At 71.5% G+C, this 1,058-nt stretch carries 1 protein-coding gene; it reads left to right on the forward strand.

Features of this window, described 5'->3' with window-relative positions; all coding sequences use genetic code 11:
• Positions 1 to 118 precede the first annotated feature (118 nt).
• Positions 119 to 943, forward strand: coding sequence for an ammonia-dependent NAD(+) synthetase (nadE, locus tag ACH9D3_RS00005; protein WP_396398800.1), 825 nt, complete (start codon positions 119 to 121; stop codon positions 941 to 943).
• The last annotated feature ends 115 nt before the right edge of the window (positions 944 to 1,058 follow it).

Below are 1,058 nucleotides of genomic sequence, written 5' to 3' on the forward strand. Positions count from 1 at the left end.
CCGCGGCGGCGGTGCTGGGGCGGTGCAGGGGCATGGCCCGCATCCTACGCACCTCCCCGCCGGACCGCCGCCGTGCGTCCTTGCCCTTCCGGGAGCGGCCCGCACTAGCATGGGGCGCATGCGGACACTGCAGGCGACAATCATCGAAGAGATGGGCGTGAAGCCCGAGATCGACCCCCAGCAGGAGATCGAGGCGCGCGTCGGCTTCCTCTGCGACTACCTCCGGACCAGCGGCACGAACGGTTTCGTGCTGGGCATCAGCGGCGGCCTCGACTCCACCCTGGCCGGCCGGCTCGCCCAGATGGCGGTGGACCGGCTCGCGGAGGGCGGTGTGGAGGCGGACTTCGTGGCCGTCCGCCTGCCCTACAAGGTCCAGCACGACGAGGAGGACGCCCAGGCCGCCCTGGCGTTCATCCGGCCCAGGACCACGGTGACCTACAACGTGGCCCCCGCCGTGGACGGCTTCGAGGGCGAGTTCCGGGAGGCGACCGGCCGGGAGATCTCCGACTTCAACAAGGGCAACATCAAGGCCCGGGTGCGGATGATCGCCCAGTACGCCCTCGCCGGCGAGCGGAACCTGCTGGTGATCGGCACCGACCACGGTGCCGAGTCCGTGACGGGCTTCTTCACCAAGTACGGCGACGGCGGTGCGGACGTGCTGCCGCTGTTCGGGCTCAACAAGCGGCAGAACCGGCTCCTGTCGAGGACCCTGGGCGCCGAGGAGCGGCTGTGGGCGAAGGCTCCCACCGCCGACCTGCTCGACGACACCCCGGGCCAGACCGACGAGACCGAGCTCGGGGTGACCTACGACGACATCGACGACTACCTGGAGGGCCGCGAGGTCGACGACACCGTGGCCGAGCTGATCGAGCACCGCTGGCGCACCACCCGGCACAAGCGGACCACGCCCGCCACGATCCTCGACGACTGGTGGCGCTCCTGAGCGCACCGCGGCGGCACGGACGGACCGGTACGTGCGGGTGCCGTCCGGCTCCGCCCAGCCGGTGGAGACGCCCTGCTCGGCCAGCCAGGCGATCTCCCGGTAGAACGTCCGGGAG

This window comes from Kocuria kalidii, from assembly GCF_044462225.1.
In the GTDB taxonomy this organism is placed as follows: domain Bacteria; phylum Actinomycetota; class Actinomycetes; order Actinomycetales; family Micrococcaceae; genus Kocuria; species Kocuria kalidii.